Consider the following 21,274-nt stretch of genomic DNA (forward strand, 5'->3'; position numbering starts at 1 on the left):
AGACGCCGAAGCAGGCAGCCGTGGCGCTGGCCAACAAGACCGCACGCATCGCCTGGAAGCTGATGACGACAGGAGAGGATTATGACAGCGCGCGGCTCGATGCCCGAGCCGATGTCCTAGGGGCAGCTGCCGCGTAGTTGAGAGATTCGGCCGCCCGGCGGGTTCGCCCACCGGCCGAACCGGAGCTGCAAGAGCAGAGGAGATGGTGCGATCGATCGACCGAAGATGCGAGCAAATCCGTGGGACCCATTGGCCGATGAAGGTCGCGTGGTTGATTGGAACTCGCATCGCGGAAACCATCTTGGCCAGCGGCCCAACACGCCGCACCAACAGGCCGGACATATGGATGCAAGCGATCCGATCAAAACCTTCACAAAGCTCTTGTGCCACGGAGGCCGTCCACATATGGGTCCCGGATCTACGCTTACGCTTGTCCGGGACGACAGCGGAGTTTGCCTGGCTACCGCAGCGTCAATCCGCCACGATCTTCACGCGATCGCGCACCTTCACCTGCGCGGTGCGATCGAGGCCGTTCAGCACGCGGAAGCGTTCGGCGGGATGATCGACGCCGGCCATGCGGTGGGAGAGCGACTCCACGGTGTCGCCGGGCTGCACGGTGATGACCTTGATGCGTAAGGGGCGCGCGGCCTGGATCTCGTCGAGGGTCAGGCGGCGGAATGAATTGACGGTCTCGCGCGCGTTACGCTCGCTCTCGGTTGACTTCTGCCGGGTCGCGAAGATGAAGCGATAGACGTCGCTGCCGAAGCGCAGTGCATAGACCTTGAACTGCCACTGGTCGCCCTTGGCGGTGGCGGATGCCGCCGGGAATCCGTTGATGGTGAGGTCTTCAGTCGAGGCCTTCTCGACGCCTTCCATCCAGCCGGAATTGAGATAGTCGCCGAGCGATTGTTCGGCCGGCACGCGCACGACGTCGAAGCGCATCGCCTGTGCGCCGCCTTCGCGCACGCCGATCACGGCCTGCGCGGTGTTGTCGAGCGTGAAATTATCAGGCGCCTGGAAGGTGAAGCCGAGCTTCGGATGCAGGAATCTGCGGCCGCGGACGAAACCTTCGCTGGGGTCTTCGCCATAGACGAGGTTGTCGATCGCGGCGAGATAGGTTTCGCGGTCGCGCTCGGCGCCTTCAGGCGCAGTGTATTGCCGCGCGATATTCTGCGCGTTCTGCACCCGTTCCGGGGTTGCCGGATGCGACGAGGTGAAATCCTGCGCGCGCGGATCGAGCGAGGTCTTGCCGGCCTTCAGCTCGGCATTGCGCTCCATCGCGGACAGAAAGCGCGCTGCGCCATAGGGATCGAAATGCGCCTTGGCGGAGATGCCGACGCCGATGCCATCGGCCTCGAACTCCTGCTTGCGCGAGAAGCTCGCCATGGTGAGCTTGGTCTTGGCGAGCGCGAGCGCGGTGAGATCGGGATCGTTGCTCATATCGGTGACGACGCGGGTGACGATCGCGGCCTGGCGGGCCTGGTCCTCGCGCATCGCGGCATGCTTGGACAGCACATGCGCCATCTCGTGGCTGAGCACGGAGGACAATTCCGAGGTGTCGCTCGCAAGCGCAAGCAGGCCGCGCGTGACATAGAGCTGGCCGTTCGGCAGCGCAAAGGCGTTCACCGCGCCGGAATTGAGGATGGTGACCTTGTAGCCCTGGTCGGGACGGTCGGAGGCCGCGACCAGCCGGTCGACGGTCTTGCTGACGAGCGCCTCGAGCCTGGGATCGTCATAGGTCCCGCCATAGCTGGCCAGGATGCGCTCGTGCTCCTTCTCGGTGGCCGGGGTTTGGGCGACGGCCGGCTTCGGCTTCGGCATCACGACGGTCGCCGGGGTTGCCGCGGTCTGGAACCGGCCCATATCGCCACAACCGGCGAGAGCCGTGCCCAGGACAAGGCACAGCGCGGCCGGCGCTGCCCGCAGCCGGCGGCGTTCTCTCCGTACGTGCCGTCCTAGCACCCCATCCACGTCGCTTAACCCGTGCCTGGCCTGTCTTAAGGCCTTACCCCTGTCGGCTCGTTTGCGCCCAGCAACTCGACCTGCCCCACGAGGCGCACGTCGATCCGCGGCCCCGTATTCCCCTCCACCCAGCCCCGAACGCGAATACGCCGATTCTCCAAGGACTTAGGGGTGATACCAGCGCTTTCGAACGCCGCTAGCGTGCGCTTTGAAATAGTCGCGGCAAAGCCACGTGTCCAGTTTCGTCCGAAGTTGAGGTAGGTCGTTGCCCCAGCTTGCCGGACTGACAGGATTTTGCCCTCGACCACCGCAAAGCGCCCGATCTCCGCCAAAATATCGTCCGGACTTTCCGCGTTTTTTATGGCCGGCGGGTCAGCCCAGCTGCCCTTTTTTTGGCGCCGTGCCGCTGCTTCGGACGCCATCAGGGCGGCCGCGCAGTCCTTGTCGGTGATCTCGGCGGACGCGATGGCGTCGCCTTGGTCGAGCAATGTTGCCTGCACTGAAATGTCGCTCTCGCCGACGAAGACCAGTGCACCCTGACGGCCATAGCGATCGGGGGTGTCGTCGTTGCCGCGCAGCCTCACATCGCGGCCGACCAGCTGCGAGGTCAGCGCCTGTCTCGTGGTCGCCGTCGGCTCAATGCCGATGAGGCGGATTTCGCGGCCGTCATCGAGACGCAGGCTGCGGCGATCGACGATCGCGGCGACGCGGCCTTCGCCTTGAGACTCGAACTGACATGGGCTCGCAAACGCAGTGCGACTTGCGATGAGAAGACATGCGACGATGAGATGAAGCCGTTGCGTCACGTGACCCGGAGAGGTTGCGTTGCACGCCAACCATAACTCAAGCGTCATAGGCCGCGAAGAGGCTTCTCGCACGCCGTCATTGCGAGCCAATGACCGTGCGGAAACATCTTGCGTCCTCTCACCATTCCGTTTTGCGGAAAACGCGTGCTGTTCGCGCGACCTGCGCCGCTCCCGCGCTTGCTGCGCTCTCGCGCATGCGGCATGATCGCGCCAAGAGCAATAACCAAGCCGCCATCAGAGCACGGCGCGATAAGGGAGGTCTTTTCGATGAAGCATATTTTGTCCGGCATTTTTGCCGCCGCGTTTGCCCTCAATGCGAGCGCCGCGCAGGCCCAGGACAAGCCGCCGCTGAAGATTGGCGGCATCCTCGACATGTCGAGCCTTTATGCAGATATCACCGGCTCCGGCAGCGAGACTGCGGCCAAGATGGCCGTCGAGGATTTTGGCGGCGAGGTGCTGGGGCGCAAGATCCAGGTGCTGGCGGCCGACCATCTCAACAAGGCCGATCTGTCCGCCAACATCGCCCGCGACATGCTCGACAACCAGGGCGTCGAGATGATCTACGACGTCGCGGCCTCAGCGACCGCGCTTGCCGCCGGCGAGATCGCGAAAGCGCGGGGCAAGATCATCATGTTCAACGGCCCAGGCTCGATCCGTCTCACCAACGAGGCCTGCGGTCCCTACACCGTCCACTATGTGTTCGACACCTACGGCCAGGCCAATGTGACCGGTCTTGCGGCCGTGAAGTCGGGCCTCGACAGCTGGTTCTTCCTCACCGCCGACTACGCCTTCGGCCAGGATCTGGAGAAGGACACCAGCGCCGTCGTGACCAAGACCGGCGGCAAGGTGCTTGGCGCCGTCCGCCATCCGCTCAACACATCGGATTTCTCGTCCTTCCTGCTCCAGGCCCAGGCCACCAAGGCCAAGGTGATCGGGCTCGCCAATGCCGGCGGCGACACCATCAACGCGATCAAGCAGGCGGCGGAGTTCGGCATCACCAAGGGCGGCCAGAAGGTCTCGCCGCTGCTCGCGTTCGTCACCGATATCGACTCGATCGGGCTCGAGACCGCGCAGGGCCTGCTGCTCGCGGAAGCGTTCTACTGGGACCTCAATGACGACACGCGCGCATTCTCGAAGCGCTTCATGGAGCGCACCAAGCGGGTGCCGACCTCGGCGCAGGCCGGCGTCTATTCCTCCGTCACACATTACCTGAAGGCCGTGAAGGCAGCCGGCACGACCGACGCCGCGGCGGTGATCAAGATGATGAAGGAGACGCCGATCAACGACTTCTTTGCCAAGGGTGGCAAGATCCGCGAGGATGGCCGCATGATCCATGACATGTACCTGTTCGAGGTGAAGAAGCCGTCGGAGTCCAAGGGCCGCTGGGACGACTACAAGCTGCTCGCCACCGTCCCCGGCAACGAGGCGTTCCAGTCGCTGGAGCAGTCACGCTGCCCGCTGGTGAAGAAGTGACGGCGTGACGTAAGTCGCGACGTCATCCCGGGGCGCGAAGCGAACCCGGGATCCATCGGGCGGAAGTGACGGTCGAAGAATGGATTCCGGGTTCGCGCTTCGCGCGCCCCGGAATGACGAAAGCAACAACAAGGGAGACGTCCTGTGAGCAACGACATGGTCCTGCAAAAGCTCGAAGGCGGGCTGCTCACCATCACGATGAACCGTCCGGAGCGGAAGAATGCGCTGAACCCGGACATGGTCGCCGGGCTGGTCGAAGCCGCACGGCGCGCGGCGGACGATCCCGAGGTGCGGGCGGTGCTGTTCAAGGGCGCTGGCGGCTCCTTCTGTGTCGGCGGCGACGTCAAGTCGATGGCGGCAGGCCGCGCCCCGCTGCCGTTCGAGCAGAAGCTCGCAAACCTCCGCCGCGGCATGGAGGTCTCGCGCATCCTGCATCAGATGCCGAAGCCTGTGGTGGCGCAGCTCGATGGCGCGGCGGCCGGTGCGGGCCTGTCGATGGCGCTGTCCTGCGACCTGCGTATCGCCTCCGAATCCTGCAAGATCACGACGGCCTTCGCCAAGGTCGGCTTCTCCGGTGATTACGGTGGGACTTACTTCCTGACGCAGCTGCTGGGCAGTGCGCGGGCGCGCGAGCTCTATCTGATGTCGCCGGTGCTCACGGCCAAGGAGGCGCATGCGATCGGCTTGGTGACGAAGGTCGTGCCCGACGCCGAGATCGACGCCGCCGCGCACGAGCTCGCGCTGTCGCTGGCGCAGGGTCCCTCGATCGCGCTCGGCTTCATCAAGCGCAACATCAACAATGCCGAGCACCTGGCGCTGGAAGACTGTCTCGACGGCGAGGCGATCCATCACACCCGTTGCGGCGATACCGAGGACCACAAGGAGGCCGCAAAGGCCTTCGTCGAGAAGCGCAAGCCGACCTTCAAGGGCGCATGACGATGGCGCCCTATATCCGGCTGCGTCAGATCTGCCTGGTCGCGCCGCAGCTCGAGCCTGTCATCACCGATATCGCCAGGATCATGGGCCTCGCCGTCTGCTATCGCGACGGCAATGTCGCGAAATATGGTCTGGAGAACGCGCTGCTCCCGGTCGACACGATCCTGCTGGAAGTCGTGGCGCCCTTCAAGGACGGTACCACGGCCGGCCGCTTCATCGAGAAGACCGGCGGCCGCGGCGGCTATATGGCGATCTTCTGCTGCGACGATCCGGACGAGCGCGGCCGCAACGCCAACGCGCTCGGCGTACGCACTGCCAACGTCATCGACCATGCGCCCTATCACGGCGTGCAGCTTCACCCCCGCGACTGCCGCGCCGCCTTCATCGAATTCAACCATACCGAAGGCAGCGACGATAGTCTGGGCGCCTATCCGCCGGCGGGACCCGACTGGCAAAAATTCATCCGCAAGGATGTGACGCAGGCGCTGACGGCGGTGGAGATGCAGAGCCCCGATCCAGTCGGGCTGGCGGAGCATTGGGGGAAGATTATCGGTGTCGCGGCTGATGGCTCTGAGTTGAAGCTGCCGAACTCAACCTTCCGCTTCGTGAAGGGCGCGAGCGAGATCATGAGTGCGCTGGAGTTTCGGGTGGCTGACGCGGCAAGCGTTCTGCACGCGGCCAAGGCGAAGGGACTTGCCGCAGCGGGCAACGAGTTTTTGCTCGGTGGCGTCACATTCCGCGTGAGCTGATTGCTCGAAAGTTATCCGTCACCCTGAGGCGCTCGCCTCTTCGGCGAGCCTCGAAGGGCGACGGCCCCCAGCCGGGCCGTTCATCCATCGAGGCTCTCAGCACGGTGCAATGCACCGTGCTGCTCGCCCCTCAGGATGACGGGTCGAGATGGCTGCGTAGAGAGGGATCCCCGCCCCTTGAATTTCCCCCCCCGCCGCTCTTCCGTCGCCTTCACGCCTTCCCTAAAATCTTCCGTCGCCCGCAGCCGCGTCTGCTCGGCGAGCTCGTGATTGGTCGCGGCCATGACGCGGTCGGCGAGGCCGGCGCGCATCGTGGCGCGGGTGGAGAGCAGGCCGAGCGGGGAGCATTCGGCGATCTCGCCGGCGAGCTTCATCGCGGCCGCCTTGACCTGGTCCTGCGGCACCAGCTCGTTGGCGAGGCCCCACTTCACCGCTTCCTCGCCGGTGACGCGGCGGCTGGTGTAGAACATCAGCTCGGCGTTGTTCTTGCCGATCAGCTCGGGCAGCGTCACGGTCAGACCGAAGCCGGGATGGAAGCCAAGCTTGGTGAAGTTCGCGGAGAAGCGCGCTTCGGGGCAGGTGACGCGGAAATCGGCCGACACCGCAAGGCCGAGGCCGCCGCCGATGGCCGCGCCTTGCACGGCCGCGACGATCGGCTTCTTGGCGCGGAAAATGCGCACGGCCTGGATGTAGAGATGGTTGATCGAGCCAAGGCTGTCGGCCGGATCGCCCTTCTTGGCCTGCTCGGCCTCGCGCGCTTCCTGCGCCTGCCGCGCCGGATCCTGGAAATTGGCGCCGGCGCAGAAGGCCTTGCCTTGCGCCGAGAGAACGGAGGCGCGAATCTCGATGTCGCGGTCGAACTCGTCGAGCGCGTCCGCGATCTGGTTGATCAGCGAGATGTCGAAGAAGTTGAGCGGCGGGCGACGGATCTCGATGGTGCCGACATGACCGACCTTCTCGACGCCGATATCTTTATAAGTGCTCATGGGGTGTCTCCAAGCATCTCAATCTGTGAAGTAGCGAAGAACCACCTCTCCCTTAGGGAGAGGTCGGCGCGTAGCGCCGGGTGAGGGGCTGCGGTCCCCAGTGAGAGCGTAACCCCTCACCCGATTTGCTGGCGCAAATCGACCTCTCCCTATGGGAGAGGTGCACAGAGCGAGTGGCCGGGAGTTTGCTCTCATCCGCGTCAGCGCAAACCAAGCCCGCGGGCGATGATGCCGCGCAGCACTTCGGTGGTGCCGCCCTGGATGGTGAGTTTCGGCGCGGTCTTGATCGCGAAGTCGAGCTGTCGCTCCAAGGTCTCGCGGTTGGTCGCGGTCTCCTCGACGAAGGCGGCGAGATCGCGCACGCGGTGCGGGAGCTGCTGCTCCCAGACCGTGCCGATGTCCTTGACGATGGACGCTTCGACCACCGGCTCCTTGCCGGCTTCCAGCATGCCGGCGACGGAGACCGACATGCGCCGCATGGTGTGAAGCTGCGCGACGAGGCGGCCGATGCCCTCGGCGCTGCGCGTGTCCGGATTGGAGCCCACCGCGCGAACCAGCTCCGTCAGAACGTAGTAGGTTTCGAGGAAACGCTCGGGGCCCGAGCGCTCATAGGCGAGCTCGCTCGTCGCCTGCTTCCAGGCGCCGTCGACCTCGCCGAGCACGTGATCGTCGGGAATGAAGTGATCGGTGAAGACGACCTCGTTGAATTCGTACTGGCCGGTGATCTGGCCGATCGGGTTCACCTTGATGCCCGGCTGCTTCATCTTGACCAGGAATTGGGTCAAGCCGTGGCGGCGGTTTTCCTTGGTCGGCGGCGAGGTCCGGAAGATCGCGATCATGTAGTCGGCGATATGCGCCGACGAGGTCCAGATCTTGGTGCCGTTGATGAGATAGCCGCCGTCGGTCCTGGTCGCGCGCGTCTTCGCGGCGAACAGGTCGGAGCCGGAGTTCGGCTCGCTCATGCCGATGGCGAAGCAGATCTCGCCGCGGCAGATCCGCGGCAGGATCTCCATCTTGATGTGCTCGGGCGCGTATTTCAGGAGCACCGGCCCGCTCTGGCGGTCGGCGACAAAGAAGCGCCGGGTCGGCGCGTTGGCGACGCGCATCTCCTCGGTCACGACGTAGCGTTCGAGGAAGGAGCGCTCCTGGCCGCCATACTTTTTCGGCCAGGTCATGCCGAGCCAGCCCTTGGCGCCGACCCGGCGGGAAAATTCCGGCGCGTCGGTGTCTTCGCGGTTGGGCTTGTGCGGATCGAAGGTGCCGGCGGCGATCTCCTCGGCGAGGAAGGCGCGGACTTCCTTGCGCAATTGCTCGCATTTCTCGGGCAGCCGGATCGGATCGAAACGGAGGGCAGCGGTCATGTGTTCTCTCCCCGATCAGCGCGACGCCACGAGCGGCCACAATTCGTCGGCGCCGCGGTTTGCGACCAGCTTGCCGAGCTCGACGGCCCAGTAGCTTTCCGAGCCGAAATCGTCGCGCCAGGCCAGCGCGCGCAGTGAGTAGCGGTGCAGGATGTGCTCCATGGTGAAGCCGATCGCGCCATGGACCTGATGGGCGATGCCGCCGCCTTTCTCGGCTGCTTCCGCGCAGCGGATCTTTGCCGAGGCGGCTTCGAGATAGACCTCGTCGTTGAACGCCGTTGCATTCGCGATGGCGTCGGCCGCCGAGGTCGCGGCCGCGAGCGCCGCGGCGGATTCGCCCGCAAGACGCGCGAGATTGTGCTGCACGGCCTGGAATTTCGAAATCTTCTTCTCGAAGGCGACGCGTTCGTTGGAATAGCGCACGGAGATGTCGAGCATGGATTCCAGCGCGCCGGCGATCTGAAGGCTGCGCGCGACGCCGCCCATCAGCATCAGCGTGGTCTGGTCGAGGCCGCCTGGTGCGGGCTTGATCGTGACCGGCTGCACCTTGTCGAGCGTCACGGTGTCGCTGTGGTCGTAGCCGACATTGAGGCCGGCCTCGATCCGCGCCTTGGTCGCATCAACCAGCGCGATGGAAACGCCGTCCTTGCCGTGCGCCAGCACAGCAAGATGCTTCGCCGCTTTCGCAAAAGGCACGCCGCGCGTACGGCCGGAGAGCGCGCCGTCGGCATCGAGGGTGATGCGATCCTTTGGCGAGGCTGGCAGCACGGTCATCTCGCCTTCGGGCGAGGTGATCCTGGCCTGCGCCAGCAGCCAGCCGGCCAGCATCGTCTCGGCCAGCGGCACCGCGACGGCGAAACGGCCGGCGGCGTTCAGCAGTGCAAAGCCGTCGGCGAGGCTGGCGCCGGAGCCGCCGAGATCATCCGGCACCCAGGACAGCGGCAGACCGGCCTCGCTCAGCGCCTGCCACAGCGGCGCCTGCCAGGAATTCTTCCTGTCGTTGTTGATGGTTTGCGGATCGGCGAGATCGGCGAAGATCTTCTCCGCGGTCTCAACGACGATATTGTCACTCTCCGCCACAGCGTTCCCCGTGTCTTGCCATTGGCGCGTCCCGCCCCCTTGGGCGCAGCGCGCAGGTTCTTCTTGCGCCCGATGATCGGAAAAAGCCATGGCCCTGACAAGCGTTGATCGCAAGCCCATCTGCGGCGGCGGCATGGGGGCGAGAGCCGGTCTGGACTAATTCCGCTTAGCGGAGTTTGCTCGATTTGCAGGGCGCGGCAAACTCGCTAAACAGGGCGTCTGCTTTTACAAAGGGAAGGAAATACCGGATGGCAAAGGACGGCTTGTGCGCAATCGTGACGGGGTCCGCATCCGGCCTCGGTGCAGCAACCGCGGAAATTCTCGCGCGCAGCGGGGCGCGCCTCGTCATCAACTATTCGTCGAGCCAGAAGGAAGCCGAGGCGACGGCGGGCGTCTGCCGCAAGGCGGGCGCGGCGGAGGTGCTGGTCGCGCAGGGCGACGTTTCGAAGGATGAGGATTGCCGCAAGATCGTTGCGGCGGCGAGCGGCTGGGGACGGCTCGACATCCTCGTCAACAATGCCGGCACCACCAAGCATGTGGCTCACGCCGATCTCGACGGGTTGTCGGCGGAAGATTTCCAGCGGGTCTACGGCGTCAACACCATCGGCCCGTTCCAGATGGTGCGCGCGGCGCGCAGCCTGCTCGAAGCCGGCGCCAGGGCTTCGGGGCGGCCGTCCGCGGTGGTCAACGTCTCCTCGGTCGCCGGCATCAGCGGCGTCGGCTCGTCGATTGCGTATGCCGCGAGCAAGGGCGCGCTCAACACCATGACGCTCTCGCTGTCGCGCGCGCTCGCGCCGCTGATCCGCGTCAACACGGTCTGCCCCGGCTATATCGACACGCCCTGGTTCACCAAGGGCCGCGGCGAGGCCGGTGCCAAGCAGGTGCGCGACAGCGTGGTGGCGAAGGTGCCGCTGAAGGTCGCATCATCCGCGGAAGACATCGCCCAGCTCGTGTGCTTCCTGGCGATGCCGGCCTCCAGCAACATGACCGGCGAGGTCGTGCGCATGGACGCGGGGATGCATTTGATTACGTGAGATCGCGCTCCAAACTCCGCTGTCATCCCCGCCTAGTGCGCAATAGCGCACGGGGCGCGGGGATCCATAACCACAGGGAGGAGTTTGGCGAAGATTGACAACTCCGAATTTTCGCCAAACTACTCCCTGGGGCTATGGGTCCCGGATCCGCGCGCGCTTAGGGCGCGCTTGTCCGGGACGACACCGAATGTGTTCACCCCTTGATCACCCCGCTCGCGACCAGGCGGTGCCAGATGAACAGCACCACCACGGCGCCGACCGTCGCCATGATGAAGCCGGCTCCCTGGTCGGGACTGTAATGGCCGATGGCCTGGCCGACGAAGGTTGCCAGAAAGGCGCCGGCGATGCCGAGGATGGTGGTGAGGATGAAGCCGCTCGGATTGTTCGGCCCCGGCGCCAGCCAGCGCGCGATGAGGCCGGCGACGAAGCCGACGACGATGATCCACAACAGGCCGCCCATGCTCATGAGTGTGCTCCCCTTCCCGAGAACGCCATCAGACTCGCCCCGAGAGTTCGTTCTCGGTCGGCAGCCGTCCGTCCGGAGTCAGATGGTCGATCACCTGCGGCAGATATTGGCTGAGGCCGGAGAGTAGCTCCTCGCGTGACAGGCCGCTCTGGGCGGACAAGCTGTCGATCTGGTCGGCGCCAAGTGCGCTGGCGAGATCGCCCGGCGCAATCGGCTTGTTCTCGCCCTTGCCGACCCAGGAATTCGCGGTGTCGCCGTGACCGCTCTGCTGCAGCTGGTTGAGGAGATCGCCGAGCCCGCCGCTGAGCACGGTGCCGGCCGCGCCGCCCGCGAGCAGGCCGCCGAGGCCGCCCTTGAGCAGATCGCTCAGACCGCCACCCGCACCTGGGTTCACCGGCGGAGGTGCGGGCGTCGGTGACGGTTGCGGTGCTGAGCCCGACTGATTGGCGGTGAAATGCTTGAACGCCTTCCAGGCGAGCAGGCCGAGCAGCGCCATGGTCATCGGCGACATGCCGCCGGAGGATTTCTCGGAGCTGGGCGCGCTCGGGCCGCGCGGGCCATTCTGCATGCCGTTGAGGACGTCGAGTAGACCCATGGTGCTCTCCTTTGGCGTCTCGTTCGGCGAGCGCTCGCCGTTGACTGCCCCCGGGGCGAAAACATATGGGGCTCTCATGACGGTTACAAGGCGGATGCGTCGCAACCAATGGGCAGGCGGGGTTGCCTCTGCTATCGAAGGCCGGTCATTCAGGGAGCGAGCTCAGTGGTTATGGATCGACCGATCGTGGTGGCCGGCGCCGGCGCCATCGGCTGTTTCGCCGGCGGCATGCTGGCCGCCAGCGGCCGCCGCGTCGCGCTGCTGGTGCGGCCGCGGGTGAAGACCGAGATCGAGCGGTTCGGACTGCTTCTGACCGATTTCGACGGCTCCGAGAAGAGGCTTGGCGCGGGGCAGCTCGCGTTGTCAGAGGATCCTGCGATCTTCCATAGCGCCGGCATCGTGCTGGTGACGGTGAAGAGCGCCGACACCGCCGCTGTCGCGGATCAGATCGCGCAGCATGCGCCGCAGGATGCCGTCATCGTCTCGCTCCAGAACGGCATCGGCAATGTTGCGGTGCTGCGCGAGCGGCTCGGCGGCCGCCGCGTGCTTGCCGGCATGGTGCCGTTCAACGTGATCGCGATGGGCGAGGGCCGTTTCCACCGCTCGACCTCCGGCGACATCCATGTCGGAGAGGATCCGGAGAACACGGCCGCGGCGCTCTCGGTCGCAGGCCTCGCGGTGCGCGCCAGCGGTGATATCACCGGCGTGCAATGGGGCAAGTTGATCATCAATCTGAACAATGCACTCAGCGCGTTGTCGGACTTGCCGCTCGCCGCACAATTGGCCAACCGCGACTGGCGAAGGCTGTTCGCGGACCAGATGGCGGAGGGGCTGGCCGCGCTGAAGGCTTCCGGCATCACGCCGGTCTCGGCGACGCCAATCCCCATGGGGTGGACGCCGGCCTTGCTGCGGCTGCCGGACGCGATCTTCAACGTGATCCTGGGACGCACGATGAAGATCGATCCCGAGGCGCGCTCCTCGATGTGGCAGGATCTGAAGCACGGCCGCAGGACCGAGATCGACTATCTCCAGGGTGCGGTCATCGCGCTCGCCGAGCAGAACCACGTCGACGTGCCGCTGATGCGCCGCATTGTTGCGCTGATCAAGCAAGCCGAGGCGGCCGGCAACGGCCCGCCGCGGCTGACGCCGCAGCAGATCCGCGGGTCGGCGTGAGTGCGAAGGAGGAACGCGATGAAGCGTTGTCTGATGATCGGGATCGCGCTGGCCGCGTTCTGCGGCGCATCGACGCTTGCCTATGCGAGGCCGCCGACGGTCGTGAACTCTCCCGGCTATGACAGGCGATTGCAGGAAAGCCGGTCGGCGTTGAGTGGGACCTCGACAGCGCCACCGAATGCTCCGGTGATCAAGCCGAAGCCCGGCAAGAAGAAGCGAACGAACTGACGCCCCACTCCACTGTCGTCCCGGATCTGCGCTGACGCTTGTCCGGGACGACAGCGGGGTGTGTCGCGCCAACTCACCCCTTCTTCGCGGGCTTGCTCGGTGTCGGGTTGAACAGCTTCTTCAGATCGTTCAGGCTTTCCGAGAGCCGCGGCCATTCGCAGGAGAACGAGCCCTTGGTGCAGGGCGCGCTCTTTGCCCTCGCGCCTACGGCCTGCTGGACCTTCGGCCGCTCGACCGGGATAGGCACGCGCTCGACTTCGGTTCGCAGCGCGACCTGCTGAAGCTGCTGCACCTGTTGCTCTTGCTGCTCGCGCTGCTGGCGGGCCGTGGCCTGGGCCGCTTCATTGCTGCGCCGCTGATTGGCGAGATAGGTGGTGTAGGCTTCGTCGATCTTCTTCTGCTCCTCCGGCGTCGGATTGGGGCCGGCGATGTCGAAGGTGCGATCCTGGAGGAAGTCGTAATAGGAGTAGCCGCCGCCCGGCTTGCGGCGGCCGGCAAACTTGGCATTGCAATCGGCAAGCGCGGCTGTCCTCTCGGTCTTGGTTGCGGCCTTCTCGGCGGCGTCGGCGCATTCCTCGAAGTCGACCGGCGCGCGCTTCCACCATTGCGCTTGGGCATGCGGCAGCATCAGCAGAAAAAATCCTGCTGCGACAACGAGAAGCGGCGCCGCACGACGCAATGCAACTACGACCGACATTCTACGAGAGCATTCCCTGCAAGACTCAACCCGAACTGAGTCGAGTCGGATTTTTGCCCCTTTATCGCCGCCTTGTCACCCATGGAACCCTGGAATTTCATGGCTGGGATGCTGACATTTTGTGCTTGACGTGGCGTAGGAGTCACAGCGCCGCGCCGGCAGGCTGTTACACTTATGTTGCGAGCGCCTCACTCTCTGCGGCGACGCCAAGAAAACGAATTGGAAACGCCTGATGCTGCTCCCCCTGTCCGACGTGCCGCGCTGGTACGCTGAACGCAAACCACATGGCACGATCGCGATCCGCCATGGGCAGGGCACGCTGACATGGGACGAGCTCGAGCGCGGCGCCAACCGGCGCGCACGGGCGTTTGCGGCCAAGGGCGTCAAGCCCGGCGATTTCGTCGCGATCGGTTTGCCCAACGGCAACGCGTTCTTCGAGACCTCGTTCGCGGTATGGAAGTGCGGGGCGACGCCGACCTCGCTGTCGTGGCGGCTGCCGCGCGGCGAAGCCGCCGCGGTGCTCGACATTCTGAAGCCGGCGCTGGTGGTCGGCGGCGAGGCCGACTGGAATGCGCCGAACCGGTTGCCGGCGGATTTCGTGCCGGAAGGTTTTTCGGACGAGCCGCTCAACCCGCCGGTGGCGCGCTACTGGAAGGCCATGACCTCAGGCGGCTCGACCGGGCGGCCCAAGGTGATCCTCGATCACCATCCGGCGGTGACCGACACCGCGACCGCGCCGCCGCTCAATATTCCCTTCGGCGTCTCGCTGCTCAATCCCGGCCCGCTCTATCACAACGCGCCGTTCATCGTGTCGCACTATGCGCTGTTTGCGGGCGGGAAGCTCACGGGGCTGACCAGATTCGACGCCGAGGAGACGCTGCGCCAGATCGAATGCGACCGCGTGCAATGGGTCAATTTCGTGCCGACCATGATGCACCGGATCTGGGCGCTGCCGGAGAACGTGCGCAACTCTTACGACGTATCGAGCCTGCAGACGGTCTTCCACATGGCCGCTCCGATGCCGCCCTGGCTGAAGGAGAATTGGATCGCCTGGCTCGGACCCGAGCGGATCTGGGAGCTTTATGGCGGCACCGAGCGCCAGGGCGCCTGCATCATATCAGGCACGGAATGGCTGACGCACAAAGGCTCGGTCGGCAAGATCGGCGACATGGCGAAGCTTCGCATCATCGGCGAGGACGGCAACGATGTCGCGCCGGGCGAGACCGGCGAGATCTACTTCCTCAACAATGACGGCAAGGACGCCACCTATCATTATCTCGGTGCCGAGCCGAAACGCTGCAGCGACGGCTGGGAGTCGCTCGGCGATATCGGCCGGCTGGATGCGGAAGGCTATCTCTATCTCGGCGACCGCCTCGCCGACATGGTTCTGCGCGGCGGCGCCAACATCTATCCGGCCGAGGTCGAGGCCGCGGTCTCTGCCTGCCCCGGCGTGCGCTCCTGCGTCGTGGTGGGCTTGCCAGATACGGAATTGGGCCAGCGCGTGCATGCCATCATCGAGCCGGAGCCTGATGCGGACGGCCAGGCCATTGCTGACGGCATGGCAGATTTCCTCAAGAACCGGCTGAGCCGCTACAAGCATCCTGAAAGCTTCGAATTCGTCAGCGCCCCGCCGCGTGATGATTCCGGTAAAGTTCGCCGCACGCTGTTGCGCGATGAGCGTGCGGCGTGGATGAAGGAGGGGCGCGCCTTCCGGATTTTGCCGGCGAAGGCGCGGGCGCACGCCGAATAGACAAGCACGGAAGGACTGACATGACCATCACCATCGCAGCGAGCAGCGTGCCGAAGCCGCCGGCCGATATCATCGAAGGTTTCAGGGGCGCGCCGACCTCGGTGATCTCGGACAATCTCGCCCGGCTGCCGGGCGCAGTGGGGCTGAGGCCCTATCATCGCGGCGGCAAGCTGGTGGGGACGGCGTTCACCGTGCGCACCCGGCCCGGCGACAATCTCGCGATCCACCGCGCGCTGGATCTGGTCGGGCCCGGCGACGTCATCGTGGTCGATGGCGGCGGCGACGAGACCCGCGCGCTGGTCGGCGAGATCATGAAGAACATCGCGCAATGGCGCAAAGCCGAAGGCTATGTCATCGACGGTGCGATCCGCGATGTCGCGGCGTTCGCGGCCGACGACTTTCCCTGCTACGCCCGCGCCGTGATCCATCGCGGTCCCTACAAGAACGGCCCCGGCGAGATCAACGTGCCGGTGACGATCGGCGGCAGCGTGATTGCGCCCGGCGACATCGTCGTCGGCGACGAGGACGGCGTGGTGTCGTTTCCCGCCGCGGGCGCCGCGGCGCTGCTGGACGCCGTCCGCACCCAGGTCGCGCGCGAGGAGGAGACCATGAAGGCGATCCGCGAGGGCCGCTACCAGGGCGCCTACGGGAAGTCCTGATCCACGCGGCTTAAGTCAAAGCAATGGCTGACTCGATTGCAGGCCGACGTCAGCCATTGCAACGTTCGAAAGTGATTTCAAGATCTTTGTTTCGGCCAAGCTCGTTTCATGATTTTTGATGCTGGGGGCGCTTCAATTGACGAGGAATTACGCGATCGTCCTGCCTAGCCTTCTCCTTCTGCTGGTCTCTGGAAACAACGAGGTCGGTTCGGCGCCTTTGGGTCCCGGCCGCGGGGCCGCGCCCATTTTCAACAGCGGTGGGATCGCCGACACTCCGGCAGTCAAGGTCGCTTCGACCCATGCAGAGCGGCGAATGACTGAAGAGGCGTACGCAAAGGCCAACGGTCTTTCCCCAGGTCAGGTGGGAAAGCGCTTTGCGGCAAGTGGAGTCTTGCGATGTCCTGGTGGAGCCAGCAGTGCTCAAGTCACCGGAGCGCGCGACGTGATCACGACGGTGGCTCACGCGTTTCGGGACGCTTGCAAACCCCATACGTCACCTGACAAATGTATATTTGAGTACTATTTGGGAACGGAGAGGCGGACCATTCCTTTGTCGGCGGCCCTGTGGATGGGGTCATGCGTCGACAGTGCACCGAGACAGGGCAGCGCCGATTGGGCAGTCGCAAGACTCGCATTTCCCGCCGACGTGACGCCCTACGAAGTCTATGAGCAGGCTGAAACTCTGGTGGAGCTGGAGCGTGTTCTGGCGGTCGTGGGCTACGATATCGAAGCCACGGGAAGGACGGACAAGGACGGGCCGTTCAACAAGACGATACAGGAGTGCCAAATCCGCGACGTGAGGGATTGGCAGACATTTGAAACGAACTGCGAGTTCGAATTCGGAGCATCAGGCAGCGCTCTGTTTCGTCTGTGGGGCCGACGAATGACGATGCTTGGCGTCGTTTTCGGAGACTATCATGATAAAAGCTATTGTCCGCTTGGCGCCTGCGAGTTCAAGAGCCGCACATGGTCGAGCTTGTTCGTGACCTTGAGGGGCGAGTTCAAAGACCGGCTCCTGGCTGTCGTGAGCCAGTCTGCCGCGAAATAAACGTGGAAGGGAGAATGGCGTGAGCCAGAAGGAAGAGTTTCACAACATCGACAATCCCAGCGACGGGCTGTTCCGCGAGCTCGCAGCCGGAGTGACCACGCGCATCTTCTCCGGCGAGCAGGCGATGCTGTCGGTGGTGACGCTGGCGCCGCATGCGCAAGGGACGCTGCATCATCACCCCGAGGAGCAATGGGGCGTGCTGCTCGACGGCTCCGCCATCCGAGTCCAGGGCGATGAGGAAATCCCGGTGAAGAAGGGCGATTTCTGGCGCACGCCAGGGAACGTGCCCCACACCATGCGCGCCGGCCCCGATGGCGCTCGCGTGCTGGACATCTTCAGTCCGCCTCGGCCAGAATATAAAAAAGCAGGGTCGGGCTTCGGCACGACCTGATAGGCGCCAAAGAGCAAAAGCCAGGCGCAAAACAAAAAGGGAGGGAACCATGACGATCACACGACGGGCGCTGCTGGCCGCGCCCGCCATCCTCGCGATGGCACCGGCGAGCGCGCAGGCTTCGAAAATTACGCTGGTGGTGCCCTTCCCGCCGGGCGGCTCGACCGATGCGATGGCGCGGCTGCTGCAGAGCAACCTACAGACAAAACTCAATCGCATCGTCGTGGTCGAGAACAAATCGGGCGCGGCCGGCGCGCTCGGTGCGGCGCAGGTCGCCAAGAGCCCGGCGGACGGCTCGACGTTCCTGGTGACGTTCGATTCCCATGCGGTGATCCCGTCGATCCTCGACAAGCCGCCGGTCGATGTCGAGCGCGAGCTGATGCCGGTCCTGCTGATCGGCACCGCGCCTTACGTGATCGCGGCCGGCGCCGGCCGCCCCTACAAGAGCTTTGCCGACGTGGTGGCGGCCTGCAAGGCAACGCCCGGCGCGGTGAAATATGCCTCGGTCGGCATCGGCACGCTCGGCCATCTCGCCATGACCGTGCTCGGCAGCAAGGCCGGCGTCGAGATCATGCACGTGCCCTATCGTGGCGGCGGGCCGGCCATGAACGACGTGCTCGGCGGCCATGTCGATCTCATCGCGGGATCGGCGGCGCTGGTCGCCGCCCAACTCGGCACCAACATGCTGCGCCCGATTCTGCAGCTCGGCCGCGAGCGGCTGCCGGCCCTGCCGGACACGCAGACCGCGATCGAGGCCGGCTTTCCGGATTTCGAGACGCTGGCATGGTGGGGCATCTTCGCGCCCGCAGGGACCCCGCCGGACGTCGTCGCGGCCATGGCGACGGCATCCAAGGAAATCCTGAGCGAGCCCGCAACCGCCGCCCAGCTCAAGGACACCCAGCACATGACGCTGCTGCTCCAGGACGGCGCCGCCTTCAAGACCTTCTTCGACAAGCAGGTCGCCTATTGGGGCAAGGTGGTGAAGGACAACAATATCAGGGCGTGAGAATCCTGTCCCGGGACACCATCCCAGGTCCCGTATCCCAGGTCCCGTGCGCTCGCGCCGGCTTCAACGTCAGAGCATCTTGCCGACGATGTTCTTCATATCGGCTGCCGAGAACGCGCGCAGCGTTTCGGTGCGGACATTGCCGAGTGCGCCGAGACTAAGGCCGAGCGACATCGCGGCAGCCTCATCCGGAGCCTCGAGCACGGTCACAATGTCATATCGTCCCTGTGTCCAGACGATCTCTTTCACGGTCACGCCGAACGTTTTGGCCATCTCCTTGAAGGCCTCGGCCCGCTTCGGCGAGTCCTTGACGTTGCGGACTCCCTGATCAGTGAAATTTCCCAGCACGACATAGGTCACCATGGCCGTCCTCCCTGGTTAGAATCCAGATGCAATTGTCGCTTGAGGAAACCGCGCCCAGTTTGCCACAGCAGCTGAGACAGCGCCACTTGTACTCTGGGGAACGTCAGCGACTGCGACTTATCCGGTCAGGACAACGGCCGCGCGAAACTGAGCTCATGGCCGTCCGGGTCGCTGAGATGGAAGTAGCGTTCGCCCCATTCCGCATCGCGCGGCGTGGTCGACGGCTGCCATCCAGCCGCGCGCGCCTGCTCATAGGTCGCGTCGACATCGGCGACATAGAAGATGACGCGGCCCCACCAGGACCAGCGCTTGTCGTCCGGCTGCGCCGTCAGGTTGAGATAGCCGCTGCCGGCGCGAAAACTCGTGAATGCTGCGGCTTCGCCGCCATAGAGAAGCTCGAACCCGAGCGAGCGGTAGAAGTGCACGGCGCGCGCCATGTCGTGGGTGCCGAGCGTGATGGCGCTGATGCTTTCTATCATGTGGGCTGCTCCGCCAAGAGGGACTCCGCCATGAGGGACTTCGCCATGAGGGACCTGGGCGCATTGTACGGCCGCCTTGCGCAGCTTGCAGATGATCTCGCTCGCCTTGCGGCTGGCGAACCGCATCCTGCTCTGCTATGAGGAGGCCGAACCCGCAGCGCCGGGTTCCGCGGTCCCGTAGCTCAGCCGGATAGAGCGGCGGTTTCCTAAACCGTAGGTCGGAAGTTCGAGTCTTCCCGGGATCGCCATTCTTTTTAGTCCCCTGCCAGCTATCGGACTTAAGCGGATCTCGCCCTGCCGGTAACGGATGGGTAACGCAAGTGCCCTGCGGCCTTCCCGCGCTGACTGCAGGCATCCAGTCGCGGGTGTATTTGAGGCGGCACGCAGGACGCCATGGCTGTGTGGCTGGATGATCCGCGGCAGATGGATCGAAAATCCGCGGACGTAATTCTCGTTCTGAGAGACGAGGTTCGGGCAGGCATCCGCGACGTCGTTGCGGGCGGCGGCGCCGGCGGGTGTGCGCAGCCCGCCGTTGGTGATTGGCGAAGCGAGGACGTGAGGCGCGCAATCAATATTGGTATTGACGGAGACCATAACGGGTTCGCGCCAATTTAAATGCCGCGCCCGGTCGAAATTTAATCCTGATCGTTAGTTTTCAGTCTGGCGATAATATTAATTCCGGCGCCGGCAGGAACTGCGGCTGCGCGATTTAAAAACTCCATCCTCGGGTCAATGAATCGTCTCAAAAAAGGCGCGTGCGAATTCGAACACGCTCCTGATGGGGCGGCAAAGAACCAGCCCAAGTTGGGCTGAGCCGCGACGTATCGAACAGCATGCGCATGAAACTCAGTCTGCGCGTGCACTGCTCAGGGGATGAACAGAAATGGCAATTGCTGGATTTCCAGACGCGAATAGCACCGGTCTTCCTGATGGCGTTATCCTGACTCCATCGGGCGACGTGACCGTCACTCAGCCAGGTACCGTCATCGACGCTCTCGATGTCAAAGGCACGATTTCGGTCCTGGCCGATAACGTCACGATTCAGAATAGTCGCATCACGTCCAGCGATTGGACAGGCATCTGGATCAAGGACGGCATTACAGGAACTGTCGTCAAGGATAGCGAGATTTTAAACGTTGGAAGCAGCCCCGATGGCGCGAACGGCATTGTCGGGTCCGGCACATTCCTGCGCAACGATATCCATGACGTGGAGAACGGTATTATCGTCACCGGCTCAAGCCTCGTCCAAGACAATTATATCCACGACATGAATGCGCCGGACGTGCGTCTCGGCACGTCGTTGGGTGGTCCGCACTACGATGGTATCGAGATCAACGGCGGCGTTTCAGACGTCGTCATTCGGCACAACACGGTCATCAACGAGAACGGCTTCGTCTCGGCCGTGATGATCAACAATGACTTCGGTCCGGTTTCCAACATTCAGGTGGACGGCAACTATCTCGCGGGGGGCGGCTACACCCTTTACTCCGATGGTAGTTTCAGCAGCACCGACAAGATTTCCGGAGTCTCGTTCACCAACAACGAACTTGGTCAGGGCACGTGGGGTTACTATTACTTCAGGGGCAACACGCCCGTCCTGTCGAACAACGACGAGCTCGGCACGGGATGGCAGACGTCGTCTCCGACGACGCCCCCCTCAACGCCCGATATTCCTGCAGCGCCGACCATCGCATCCTGGTCACCCGATACGGGCACGGCTGGCGACGGCATCACTGATGCGAACAAGATCGCTCTGCATGGGACAGCTGCCGCAGGCAGCACCATCAAGGTCTATGACGGTTCGACGCAGATCGGTACGGCGACTGCGACTTCGACCGGAGGCTGGGACTACATCACCAATGTCTTGACCGATGCGAAGCATACGCTGACGGCGACCGCGACCAACTCGTCGGGTCAGACCAGCGCGGCGTCGGCTGCGGTGGCGGTCACCGTCGACACCAAGGCGCCCGCTGCACCGACGATTGCGAGTGACACCGTCAACACTGCCAATCAGGTCGTGATGTCGGGGGCT

General features: G+C 64.4%; 21 protein-coding genes, 1 tRNA gene and 2 pseudogenes. 14 read left to right on the top strand and 10 right to left on the bottom strand.

Annotated elements, in window-relative coordinates; translation table 11 throughout:
* Positions 1-137, top strand: a pseudogene (locus tag CVM73_RS37395) (IS110 family transposase); the annotation flags it as partial.
* Between the two features lie 334 nt (positions 138-471).
* Here CVM73_RS37395 and CVM73_RS37400 read toward each other — a convergent pair.
* Together CVM73_RS37400 and CVM73_RS37405 are read right to left on the bottom strand one after the other, a co-directional pair.
* Positions 472-1,863, bottom strand: coding sequence for a M48 family metalloprotease (locus CVM73_RS37400; protein WP_245452548.1), 1,392 nt, complete (start codon positions 1,861-1,863; stop codon positions 472-474).
* Between the two features lie 134 nt (positions 1,864-1,997).
* On the bottom strand, positions 1,998-2,816 hold the full coding sequence (locus CVM73_RS37405) for a thermonuclease family protein (RefSeq protein ID WP_100236731.1): 819 nt from the start codon (positions 2,814-2,816) through the stop codon (positions 1,998-2,000).
* 219 nt (positions 2,817-3,035) lie between these two features.
* On the opposite strand from CVM73_RS37405, the gene CVM73_RS37410 reads away from it, so the two are divergent.
* The 3 genes from CVM73_RS37410 (at position 3,036) to CVM73_RS37420 (ending at position 5,926) form a co-directional block, all read left to right on the top strand.
* On the top strand, positions 3,036-4,241 hold the full coding sequence (locus CVM73_RS37410) for an ABC transporter substrate-binding protein (protein WP_100236732.1): 1,206 nt from the start codon (positions 3,036-3,038) through the stop codon (positions 4,239-4,241).
* Between the two features lie 144 nt (positions 4,242-4,385).
* Positions 4,386-5,177: an enoyl-CoA hydratase gene (locus tag CVM73_RS37415; protein ID WP_100236733.1), complete on the top strand. Its 792-nt coding sequence runs from the start codon at positions 4,386-4,388 to the stop codon at positions 5,175-5,177.
* A 2-nt stretch (positions 5,178-5,179) separates the two neighbouring features.
* Positions 5,180-5,926 carry a VOC family protein gene (locus tag CVM73_RS37420; RefSeq protein WP_167407284.1) on the top strand — a complete coding sequence of 249 codons (747 nt, stop codon included), beginning with the start codon at positions 5,180-5,182 and terminating at the stop codon, positions 5,924-5,926.
* A gap of 170 nt (positions 5,927-6,096) precedes the next feature.
* Here CVM73_RS37420 and CVM73_RS37425 read toward each other — a convergent pair.
* From CVM73_RS37425 to CVM73_RS37435, 3 genes and pseudogenes are all read right to left on the bottom strand, one after another.
* A pseudogene (locus CVM73_RS37425) lies at positions 6,097-6,912 on the bottom strand (enoyl-CoA hydratase/isomerase family protein); the annotation flags it as partial.
* A gap of 200 nt (positions 6,913-7,112) precedes the next feature.
* Positions 7,113-8,273: an acyl-CoA dehydrogenase family protein gene (locus CVM73_RS37430; protein WP_100236735.1), complete on the bottom strand. Its 1,161-nt coding sequence runs from the start codon at positions 8,271-8,273 to the stop codon at positions 7,113-7,115.
* A gap of 15 nt (positions 8,274-8,288) precedes the next feature.
* Complete coding sequence (locus CVM73_RS37435) at positions 8,289-9,353, bottom strand: acyl-CoA dehydrogenase family protein (protein ID WP_100236736.1); 1,065 nt, start codon at positions 9,351-9,353, stop codon at positions 8,289-8,291.
* A 248-nt stretch (positions 9,354-9,601) separates the two neighbouring features.
* Here CVM73_RS37435 and CVM73_RS37440 point away from each other — a divergent pair, with 248 nt between their 5' ends.
* Positions 9,602-10,387, top strand: coding sequence for an SDR family NAD(P)-dependent oxidoreductase (locus tag CVM73_RS37440; RefSeq protein ID WP_100236737.1), 786 nt, complete (start codon positions 9,602-9,604; stop codon positions 10,385-10,387).
* A gap of 193 nt (positions 10,388-10,580) precedes the next feature.
* On the opposite strand, the gene CVM73_RS37445 is transcribed toward CVM73_RS37440, so the two are convergent.
* Positions 10,581-10,853: a GlsB/YeaQ/YmgE family stress response membrane protein gene (locus CVM73_RS37445; RefSeq protein WP_208639288.1), complete on the bottom strand. Its 273-nt coding sequence runs from the start codon at positions 10,851-10,853 to the stop codon at positions 10,581-10,583.
* Positions 10,854-10,881: 28 nt separating this feature from the next.
* Positions 10,882-11,448 (bottom strand): YidB family protein, encoded by a 567-nt coding sequence (locus CVM73_RS37450; protein WP_100236739.1) that lies wholly within the window; start codon positions 11,446-11,448, stop codon positions 10,882-10,884.
* Positions 11,449-11,613: 165 nt separating this feature from the next.
* On the opposite strand from CVM73_RS37450, the gene CVM73_RS37455 reads away from it, so the two are divergent.
* Complete coding sequence (locus CVM73_RS37455) at positions 11,614-12,621, top strand: 2-dehydropantoate 2-reductase (RefSeq protein ID WP_100236740.1); 1,008 nt, start codon at positions 11,614-11,616, stop codon at positions 12,619-12,621.
* 18 nt (positions 12,622-12,639) lie between these two features.
* Positions 12,640-12,849: a hypothetical protein gene (locus CVM73_RS37460; protein ID WP_100236741.1), complete on the top strand. Its 210-nt coding sequence runs from the start codon at positions 12,640-12,642 to the stop codon at positions 12,847-12,849.
* Positions 12,850-12,922: 73 nt separating this feature from the next.
* Here the strand turns inward: CVM73_RS37460 and CVM73_RS40585 are convergent, their stop codons facing one another.
* Positions 12,923-13,546 carry a hypothetical protein gene (locus CVM73_RS40585; RefSeq protein ID WP_167407285.1) on the bottom strand — a complete coding sequence of 208 codons (624 nt, stop codon included), beginning with the start codon at positions 13,544-13,546 and terminating at the stop codon, positions 12,923-12,925.
* A 232-nt stretch (positions 13,547-13,778) separates the two neighbouring features.
* On the opposite strand from CVM73_RS40585, the gene CVM73_RS37470 reads away from it, so the two are divergent.
* The 5 genes from CVM73_RS37470 to CVM73_RS37490 all read left to right on the top strand — a co-directional run bounded on the left by CVM73_RS37470 (position 13,779) and on the right by CVM73_RS37490 (position 18,400).
* A complete protein-coding gene (locus tag CVM73_RS37470; protein WP_100236742.1) occupies positions 13,779-15,296 on the top strand; it encodes an AMP-binding protein in 1,518 nt (505 codons plus the stop codon).
* A gap of 20 nt (positions 15,297-15,316) precedes the next feature.
* The gene (locus tag CVM73_RS37475; RefSeq protein WP_167407286.1) at positions 15,317-15,955 is read left to right on the top strand and encodes an RraA family protein; all 639 of its coding nucleotides are present in this window, start codon (positions 15,317-15,319) and stop codon (positions 15,953-15,955) included.
* Positions 15,956-16,073: 118 nt separating this feature from the next.
* Complete coding sequence (locus tag CVM73_RS37480) at positions 16,074-17,003, top strand: hypothetical protein (protein ID WP_100236744.1); 930 nt, start codon at positions 16,074-16,076, stop codon at positions 17,001-17,003.
* Between the two features lie 19 nt (positions 17,004-17,022).
* Positions 17,023-17,394 (top strand): dimethylsulfonioproprionate lyase family protein, encoded by a 372-nt coding sequence (locus tag CVM73_RS37485; protein ID WP_100236745.1) that lies wholly within the window; start codon positions 17,023-17,025, stop codon positions 17,392-17,394.
* A 49-nt stretch (positions 17,395-17,443) separates the two neighbouring features.
* Positions 17,444-18,400 carry a tripartite tricarboxylate transporter substrate-binding protein gene (locus tag CVM73_RS37490; RefSeq protein ID WP_100236746.1) on the top strand — a complete coding sequence of 319 codons (957 nt, stop codon included), beginning with the start codon at positions 17,444-17,446 and terminating at the stop codon, positions 18,398-18,400.
* 69 nt (positions 18,401-18,469) lie between these two features.
* On the opposite strand, the gene CVM73_RS37495 is transcribed toward CVM73_RS37490, so the two are convergent.
* Both CVM73_RS37495 and CVM73_RS37500 read right to left on the bottom strand, forming a co-directional pair.
* Complete coding sequence (locus CVM73_RS37495) at positions 18,470-18,763, bottom strand: GYD domain-containing protein (protein WP_100236747.1); 294 nt, start codon at positions 18,761-18,763, stop codon at positions 18,470-18,472.
* A 125-nt stretch (positions 18,764-18,888) separates the two neighbouring features.
* Positions 18,889-19,242 (bottom strand): VOC family protein, encoded by a 354-nt coding sequence (locus tag CVM73_RS37500; protein ID WP_100236748.1) that lies wholly within the window; start codon positions 19,240-19,242, stop codon positions 18,889-18,891.
* A gap of 171 nt (positions 19,243-19,413) precedes the next feature.
* Between CVM73_RS37500 and CVM73_RS37505 the strand changes: the two genes are divergently transcribed.
* Positions 19,414-19,490: transfer RNA gene (locus tag CVM73_RS37505), tRNA-Arg, on the top strand.
* Positions 19,491-20,125: 635 nt separating this feature from the next.
* Positions 20,126-21,274, top strand: a 1,149-nt coding sequence (locus CVM73_RS37515; protein WP_146006731.1) for a right-handed parallel beta-helix repeat-containing protein, incomplete at its 3' end; no start/stop codon positions are given.

This window comes from Bradyrhizobium forestalis (assembly GCF_002795245.1).
Classification (GTDB): domain Bacteria; phylum Pseudomonadota; class Alphaproteobacteria; order Rhizobiales; family Xanthobacteraceae; genus Bradyrhizobium; species Bradyrhizobium forestalis.

Bases quoted from the DNA above. Each gene is read 5' to 3' on its own strand.
- CVM73_RS37470 (WP_100236742.1), top strand. From the start codon at position 13,779: ATGCTGCTCCCCCTGTCCGACGTGCCGCGCTGGTACGCTGAACGCAAA.
- CVM73_RS37405 (WP_100236731.1), bottom strand. From the start codon at position 2,816: ATGACGCTTGAGTTATGGTTGGCGTGCAACGCAACCTCTCCGGGTCAC.
- CVM73_RS37490 (WP_100236746.1), top strand. From the start codon at position 17,444: ATGACGATCACACGACGGGCGCTGCTGGCCGCGCCCGCCATCCTCGCG.
- CVM73_RS37480 (WP_100236744.1), top strand. From the start codon at position 16,074: ATGCTGGGGGCGCTTCAATTGACGAGGAATTACGCGATCGTCCTGCCT.
- CVM73_RS37440 (WP_100236737.1), top strand. From the start codon at position 9,602: ATGGCAAAGGACGGCTTGTGCGCAATCGTGACGGGGTCCGCATCCGGC.
- CVM73_RS37410 (WP_100236732.1), top strand. From the start codon at position 3,036: ATGAAGCATATTTTGTCCGGCATTTTTGCCGCCGCGTTTGCCCTCAAT.
- CVM73_RS37420 (WP_167407284.1), top strand. From the start codon at position 5,180: ATGGCGCCCTATATCCGGCTGCGTCAGATCTGCCTGGTCGCGCCGCAG.
- CVM73_RS37495 (WP_100236747.1), bottom strand. From the start codon at position 18,763: ATGGTGACCTATGTCGTGCTGGGAAATTTCACTGATCAGGGAGTCCGC.
- CVM73_RS37475 (WP_167407286.1), top strand. From the start codon at position 15,317: ATGACCATCACCATCGCAGCGAGCAGCGTGCCGAAGCCGCCGGCCGAT.
- CVM73_RS37450 (WP_100236739.1), bottom strand. From the start codon at position 11,448: ATGGGTCTACTCGACGTCCTCAACGGCATGCAGAATGGCCCGCGCGGC.
- CVM73_RS40585 (WP_167407285.1), bottom strand. From the start codon at position 13,546: ATGTCGGTCGTAGTTGCATTGCGTCGTGCGGCGCCGCTTCTCGTTGTC.
- CVM73_RS37445 (WP_208639288.1), bottom strand. From the start codon at position 10,853: ATGAGCATGGGCGGCCTGTTGTGGATCATCGTCGTCGGCTTCGTCGCC.
- CVM73_RS37400 (WP_245452548.1), bottom strand. From the start codon at position 1,863: ATGGGCCGGTTCCAGACCGCGGCAACCCCGGCGACCGTCGTGATGCCG.
- CVM73_RS37500 (WP_100236748.1), bottom strand. From the start codon at position 19,242: ATGATAGAAAGCATCAGCGCCATCACGCTCGGCACCCACGACATGGCG.
- CVM73_RS37460 (WP_100236741.1), top strand. From the start codon at position 12,640: ATGAAGCGTTGTCTGATGATCGGGATCGCGCTGGCCGCGTTCTGCGGC.
- CVM73_RS37430 (WP_100236735.1), bottom strand. From the start codon at position 8,273: ATGACCGCTGCCCTCCGTTTCGATCCGATCCGGCTGCCCGAGAAATGC.